This is a genomic window from Photorhabdus sp. CRCIA-P01, from assembly GCF_003545805.1.
Lineage (GTDB): Bacteria > Pseudomonadota > Gammaproteobacteria > Enterobacterales > Enterobacteriaceae > Photorhabdus > Photorhabdus antumapuensis.
The window spans coordinates 1-7596 of the sequence record NZ_NMQR01000084.1 but is presented as its reverse complement, the minus strand read 5'-3'; the positions used below and the strand labels follow the sequence as shown (position 1 = coordinate 7596).

The following is a 7596-nucleotide window of genomic DNA, read 5'->3' as shown; positions in this document are numbered from 1 at the left end:
AGTTCGTTGCCTTTAGATGTGGAGCGGGCTGCCACGGCAATAAGAAAGCATTGGTCAGTGGAAAATGAGCTACACTGGGTTTTAGACGTCATCTTTCGGGAAGATGCTATCTCGCTTAAAGATCCTGATGGTGCAGCACAAATGGCTCTTTTTAATCGAATAGCATTAAATGTGATTAAACAAAATACGAGTATAAAAGATAGTCAAGCAGCGAAACGTCGAAGAGCGACTTGGTCAGGAGAATTTCGTAGCCAGCTTCTCTTTGATTAAATTAAATACAAAGTGGAATCCCGCCCTGGTGACCGGGGTGAGTGAGTGCAGCCAACAAAGAGGCAACTTGAAAGATAACGGGTATATATATCCAGTAATTAGAGTTGATTATGGAGAAGGTAAAATATTGTGAATGGAGGTTTTTATGAAAATACGGTTATCGAAGCTGTAAAAAGATTAATTCTTGCTAAATCTCCCGATGTCTCTGAGTTTGAACGTATGGAGTGGTTCTTTAACATTCACAAAGATGTGTTCCCACCAACTCACTTTCAGCAGTCCACTGGTATTTTTACTAAGAATTTAGGATACCTCTTTTTTGGAATCAAGCTACGGCGTAAGAGTTATTATTGTATGACAGCATGAGAGGGATATTATCAGATTATTGTTTATTATATTAAGGAAACAATAAAGAATACCTTGTTTAGTATAGTGTGATATAAGCAAAATTAATTCGTTTCTGTTGGATATGGCGATTTATTTTAAATATTAAAAAATAGTGAAAATTTTGATGTTATTTTTTTGAACTCTAACTTTTTATTTATTCTTGAAAGTGACTCTTTTAACAGGGAAACTTATCATGTGTTTGACGATCCACAATATATAACACATAAGCACTTCCTTAAAGAAGTGAGAAAGTATCACAATTACTCAGGAAAAAGAGTTGTGGAGCTTAACCGTCAGGGAAATGAAATGGTGTTTAGTGAATGACGCATAGAGCATGATTATATACCTAATAGATTTCGAGTTGCAGTGAGGCGGCAAGTGAACGAATCCCCAGGAGCATAGATAACGATGTGACTGGGGTGAGTGAAAGTAGCCAACAAAGCAGCAGCTTGAAAGATGAAGGGTATAACTATTTTTTTATATGAGGAGCGAGGAAAAAGAGATAATTCAAATATAGATAAATTTTTTAATTGATATATTTGGTCTGAAATATTTATTGCTATTAATCATTATTAAGGAGAGTATATTTTGACTTCGGAAAATATTTTTGTATCACCAGTTGCCATCGTTGGTGGTGGACCCGTTGGTCTAATGTTGGCTTTATTCCTGGATTTATATGGTGTTCGTTCCGTTATCTTTAATTTGGAGGAAGAGACCCGATGGCAGCCTAAAGGCAGTACCCATAGTGCTCGTATTATGGAGCATTTTCGTCGTGTAGGTATATCTCAGCCTATTCGGTCATTAGGCGTACCAAAAGAGTTCCCTTTGGACGTATCATATTTTACCAAGTTTAATGGATGGGAGCTTGCACGGATTACGTTGCCGTCGGAAATGGAGAAAATGTCGATGCGCGAAAATGCGGCTTCGACAGATCCCGTTCCAGAACCAATAATACGTGCAAATCAAATGTATGTTGAAAGGTTTCTGCTACGATATGCAAAGAGTCGTCCAAATATCACAATAAGATATGGCTGGCGCGTTAAAGATTTTGTCCAGTATAAAGATGAAGTAAAACTTTATGCGGAGCATATTGAGGGGAAGTATGCCGATGAAGTCTGGCAAGCTGCATATATGGTTGGGTGTGATGGCGGACAGAGCTTTGTTCGATCTAAGCTTGGTATAGCTTATGAAGGAACTGTTGAAGCTAAGGCAGGTTTTCTGACTGGTGGAATGGTTTCCAGTTATATCCGGGTTCCTGGAATTCACCAGGGATTATTACGAGACAAAAAATCCTGGATGTACAATATTGTCTCACCAAGGGAGAAGATGTTATTTATCTGCTTGGATGGTGAAGATGATTTTTTATTTGTGACCCAGAGTAAAGATGGGAAAGTTATCGATGATTTGGAAGTCGTTCGCATAGCGCAGGCAGGAATAGGTTCGGATGTTGAGGTATTAGTCCTTGGCAATACGATATGGAAAGGTGGTGTTGCTCTCGTTGCTGATAAATATGCTGAGGGTAGGGTATATTTAGCAGGAGATTCTATTCACTTATTTGCTCCCACCGGTGGTTTTGGCATGCATACGGGGATCGACGATGCTAGCAATTTAGCCTGGAAAATTGTTGCGTCTATAAATGGTTGGGCAGGTAATGCGCTGATGGATTCTTATGAAAGCGAGCGTCGTCCAATTGCATGGAGAAATACTGCCGCTGCACGTTCTTATACCCGGAAGACCGCATCACTGTATGTGCCTGCAAATTTGGAGGATGCAGGTTCCGCGGGTGATTTGGCGCGTGAAAAGATTGGTATTGAGCTGAGTCATTTTCGCTGTCAATTTACTTCTATCGGTGTGGAACTGGGTGCCCGATATGATAGTTCTCATCATATTATTAATAGCGATCCAGTACCGGATGATGATTGGCTTAATTATAAACCAAGTAGTGTACCCGGAGGGAGATTGCCACACTTATGGCTCACACCTATTCCTGGCACTAGGGTATCTCTGTTCGATATTTTAGGCACCGGGTTTAGTTTGCTTCGGGTAGGATCTCATTTTCCAGATATATCTGAATTATTAGCTCAGGCATATCAACGTAAAATTCCGGTCAAGATTATTGATCTTCCCGGTCATGATGCTTGGCAATTATATCAAGCCAGGCTCCTTTTAGTGCGTCCTGACCAATATATTGCCTGGAGAGGTGATAGGGTTCCTAACAACATAGGTTCAATATTGGATAAAATTGTCGGTAGGTAAGTAAGGGATGATTTTCTGGGATGAAGACATTGACGCTAATGAAATAGGGATCACGATATGATGGTTAAGGCGGATGTTTTTATGGCGGGTAACAGCCCTTCTGGTAATATCTATAGGACTAATATAATGGTCATCATAAATCATTGATGGTTGACTAATACATCTGGTGTACATATAAAAAAGTCAGCGAACAATCAAAATATTATTGGAGTTTGGTGTTAGCGCATTAAGAAAGGCGCACTTGTGGAAAGGGTGGTTGAGTGTATAGAACGATAATATAGTTCAACCACTACTGTTATTACGCAGAATGATGCAGTTAATATTATAAAAAAACTTATTGGTAATTTTGATGGCACTTCTTGTGCGTTTGTCAGAAATCACGGACATATGACATGGTATTGCTAGGATAATTAGAGAAGGTAGGCAGAAATAATGACGAAGATAAAATGTTTTGAGTGTTATTTAAAAAGAGTTAAAAAATACAAATTTTACAATAAACTACAATATTAGAGGTAATTATAGTGAAAAAAACGTTTTTCTCATCTGGGGACTTTGGCAAAGTTCCCGGAAAATTAATTGAAGATAAGCCTACTCAATTGATTCATGAAAATGTATTGAATTCTGAAGTGAGTCAAGATTTGAATTTCTCAAATGAAAGGCGCCATAAAGTGGCTATGGTTAATTTACCCAGTAAAGTTCTCAGTATGACTTTGGGAGGGTTACAACCTGGACAATCGACCCGTAAACATAGACATAGTTATGAAACCATAATATATATCGTTAATGGGGAGGGGTATTCACTCATTGGTGAACAACATATTTCATGGAAAGCCGGTGATGCGATATATGTTCCTGTATGGGCATGGCATCAACATGTCAATAGTAGTGCTATTGATGACGTATTCTATATTGCATGTGAGAATGCGCCAATGTTGCAAAACTTAGGTCTTGCTGTTCGTGAAGAGTTTTGAATTTAAGGAAGTGTAGGTTTTATAGATTGTATTTAAAAACAGATAATGATTTCACCGGGATAAAATCGTATTAGTAATATCCCGGTATTTTCTATATGTTAATTATATCTCAATCATCATATTTTTTATTCAGTTAAACTCGTGTTATTTAACTATTTTCTATAATAGTAAAACAAATCACGATTGGTAGTTTATTTTTTATAATATTATCATTGGTAAATAATTTTACATCTATTTTAGTTGGAAAATATTTGTATTAATCAATCTGTTTTTTAGTGCGTTTTTTATATTGTTAATCTTTCTTTTTTGTATTATTTTTTATTCTGATATCAATGAGGTATATAATTGTCATTGCGTTTTTTTGTAATGTGTTCTCTGTCATATTTTACAAAAAATCCCTTTTTTACCATTGATAATTCATGATGTGAAAAATAGTCTTTATAGATGTTGATTAGATGATTTTAATTTTATTTTTTAATGTAATTTTTTTATTTTATAAATCGACTTACATTTTTGGCAATAATTTTATGGTTTCAAAGATTGGCATTTTTTTCCAAAACGAGAAAGCGATTAAATTCAACGTCATCATGCCGTTTATTGTCTTCTCATGGCTCGTTGTTGCTGCTCTTAATGGCTTCTGAGCAGCGGCTTACCCTTACATAACTTTTGTGTTTGAAAGAGGTAATTAATGAAGAAATTTAAATTACATACATTAGCAGCATTGACTGCAACTGTTGGACTTATGGGCTCTGCATATGCCTCCCAAACAGCGCAGCAAGTGGTTGATGCACTGAGTCAATTAAAAGTTAATTATAAGGTTGTTGATAATCAGGCGGGAGATCACGGCGTTAATTGTGCGGTACTGGGGGCGGACTGGGCTAAATGTAATCGAGTGGATATTACTTTAACCAATGGTAATCAGGCGATTGACTCTGCTGACTGGGCGATTTATTTCCACAGTATTCGTCAGGTCCTGAGCATGGATAATGAACAGTTCAAAATCACGCGTATTACGGGTGATTTACATAGACTGGAGCCAACCGAAAAATTCACCGGTATTAAAGCTAATGAGCAGGTAAAACTGCCGTTTATTGGAGAATACTGGCAGATTTACAGCACTGATTTTCTACCTCGCTGGTATGCAACGTCGGGCGATGCGAAGCCTAAAGTGCTTGTTAGTACGGATACAGAAGATCTAAGTCAATTCTTATCTGCTTTCACCGGTGATCAGTGGAAACGCACACAGACAGATAACAATATTTTGATGACGCCTGAAAATCGTTATATGAAGAATTTGCAGGTCAAAAAGGTTGGATCAGAAAAGTTGCGTGGGCAAATTATCCCGACACTAAAAGAGGTTCAAATTTTTACCGAGGATGCTGATTTATCTGGTGGGGTAAGGCTGGAATTGGGCGGTTTAAATGACGAGGCAGTTATTCTTGTCAGAAAGCGTTTTACTGATCAAGGCATTAAATTAGAGAATAGTGGCTATCCCGTTGCGACCCAAATAGTCTCTTCGGATTTTATTGGTGATTGGAAAGTGAAAGGGTCTTACCGTCTGAATGTTACCCAAAATGGGGCACGGATTGTTGCTTTTGACCAATCTGGCGTGTTTTACGGTCTTCAATCTCTGTTGTCATTAATTCCTGTTGATGGCGATAGGAAAATTGCTACTTTGACGGCAAAAGATGCGCCCCGTTTTGAATATCGAGGGGCTCTCCTTGATGTAGGGCGCAATTTCCACAGTAAACAGTCGGTCTTGCGTTTGCTTGACCAAATGGCAAGTTACAAGCTGAATAAATTCCATATTCATCTGTCTGATGATGAAGGTTGGCGTTTGGAAATTCCTGGATTACCTGAGTTGACGGAAGTTGGCAGCCAGCGGTGTCATGATTTAAGTGAAACTCAATGTTTGTTACCACAACTGGGTTCAGGCCCCGATAGCAACAATATGGGTAGCGGATATTTCAGCCGTCAAGATTACATTGATATTCTGGAATATGCCAAAGCCCGTTATATCGACGTTATTCCTGAAATTGATATGCCAGCCCATGCTCGTGCCGCTGTTGTTTCCATGGAAGCCCGCTATAAGAAATTAATCGCTCAGGGGAATGTGAAAGGGGCGAATGAATATCGTTTGCTGGACCCAACGGATACCACCAGAGCAACATCTGTTCAGCTCTATGATCGTCGCAGTTATTTGAACCCGTGTATGGATTCGTCAAAACGATTTGTTGAGAAAGTTATTGGTGAAATTGCCGCTATGCATAAAGCAGCAGGCTCACCATTGGAGACTTGGCATTTCGGGGGAGATGAAGCGAAGAATATCCGTTTGGGAGACGGATTCCAGGATAAAAAGGGTCCTATCGTACCGGGTAAGGGCATTATTGATAAAAGTGCGGAAGATAAACCGTGGGCTAAGTCTCAGATTTGTCAGAAGTTGATAGAACAGGGTGTTGTGAAAGACATTGATCATCTTGCCAGCTACTTTGCAATTGAAGTGAGCAAAATTGTGAATACTAATGGTATTGAGAAGATGCAGGCGTGGCAGGATGGACTGAAACATGCTGACAGCGCTAAAGATTTTGCCACCAAACGCGTTGGGGTGAATTTCTGGGATGCTCTCTATGATGGTGGCTTTGATTCAGTCAATGATTGGGCGAACAAGGGCTATGAAGTGGTTATATCCAATCCGGATTATATTTATCTGGATATGCCATATGAAGTTCATCCGCAGGAACGTGGCTATTATTGGGCGGCTCGTTTTAATGATGAAGCCAAGATCTTTAGTTTTGCGCCCAATAACATACCACAAAACGCTGAAACATCCGTTGACCGTGATGGTAATGCATTCCGCGCGAAAAGTGATAAACCGTGGCCGGGTGCTTATGGGCTGTCAGGTCAAGGATGGAGTGAAACCGTTCGGACTGATGAACAGATGGAGTATATGATTTATCCTCGCTTGTTACCGTTAGCAGAACGGGCATGGCATCGGGCCGGTTGGGAGCTGGATTATGTTCCGGGTCAGGTATATAAGCGCGGAGAAACGTATAAAGTCGATGTTGATGCGCTGAATCGTGACTGGACCCGGTTCGCTAACCTGATAGGGCAACGTGAGCTTAGTAAACTGGATAAAGCAGGCATTGCTTACCGTCTGCCGGTTCCGGGGGCTAAGGTAAAACGTGGTATTTTGCGGGCTAATGTTGCTTTGCCAGGGTTGGTAATCCAGTATTCGACTGATGGCGGTCGTAACTGGGAAGTTTATAACAACCATAAACGTCCAAGAGTGAAAGGTGATGTGTTGATCCGTTCTGTCAGCCCGGATGGTAAACGTTACAGTCGAATTGATAATGTAAAGGCTTGATAGTGTTGTAGAAAGAGGGGAACCCTGATGGGTTCCTCACTGAAACTGAAAAACTAAACAACCACCTACTAAAGTAGGTGGGTTAGTGATTAACGGACTGAAAGTCCGGATACGCGTCGGCTAAACGACGCGTCAATTATCCATCCTGAAATTATCATTCGGATTGGGTTCAAAATGATGTTCTAAATAGCTTTTGATCATTTCCTCCGTTAACTGCCCCACCGTTGCACAAAAATAGCCTCGCCCCCAAAAATGTTGGCCCCAGTACCGCTTTTTCAAATGCGAAAATTCTTCAAACAGCTTACTGGCCGTTCTCCCCTTCAGCCTTCTCATGATTTCACTTGGCGCTAA

Annotated in this window: 5 protein-coding genes and 1 pseudogene; 5 read left to right on the top strand and 1 reads right to left on the bottom strand. The window is 39.9% G+C overall.

Going from position 1 to position 7596, the window contains the following annotated elements:
• From D3222_RS22965 to D3222_RS22940, 5 genes are all read left to right on the top strand, one after another.
• Positions 1-270 (top strand): ISAs1 family transposase (locus D3222_RS22965; RefSeq protein WP_118985137.1); only part of this gene is annotated, 270 nt, incomplete at its 5' end.
• A gap of 129 nt (positions 271-399) precedes the next feature.
• Complete coding sequence (locus D3222_RS22960) at positions 400-633, top strand: hypothetical protein (protein ID WP_118988179.1); 234 nt, start codon at positions 400-402, stop codon at positions 631-633.
• Positions 634-1242: 609 nt separating this feature from the next.
• Positions 1243-2910 (top strand): FAD-dependent oxidoreductase, encoded by a 1668-nt coding sequence (locus D3222_RS22955; protein WP_157975412.1) that lies wholly within the window; start codon positions 1243-1245, stop codon positions 2908-2910.
• A gap of 521 nt (positions 2911-3431) precedes the next feature.
• Positions 3432-3881, top strand: a complete 450-nt coding sequence (locus D3222_RS22950; protein ID WP_118988177.1) for a cupin domain-containing protein — start codon at positions 3432-3434, stop codon at positions 3879-3881.
• 688 nt (positions 3882-4569) lie between these two features.
• Positions 4570-7245 (top strand): beta-N-acetylhexosaminidase, encoded by a 2676-nt coding sequence (locus tag D3222_RS22940; RefSeq protein WP_118988175.1) that lies wholly within the window; start codon positions 4570-4572, stop codon positions 7243-7245.
• Between the two features lie 132 nt (positions 7246-7377).
• On the opposite strand, the pseudogene tnpA reads toward D3222_RS22940, so the two are convergent.
• Positions 7378-7596 (bottom strand): annotated as a pseudogene (gene tnpA / locus D3222_RS22935) (IS200/IS605-like element ISPlu2 family transposase); the annotation flags it as partial.

What these genes read in the sequence shown, in the direction of transcription:
- D3222_RS22940 (WP_118988175.1), top strand. Translation starts at nt 4,570, where the DNA reads ATGAAGAAATTTAAATTACATACATTAGCAGCATTGACTGCAACTGTT.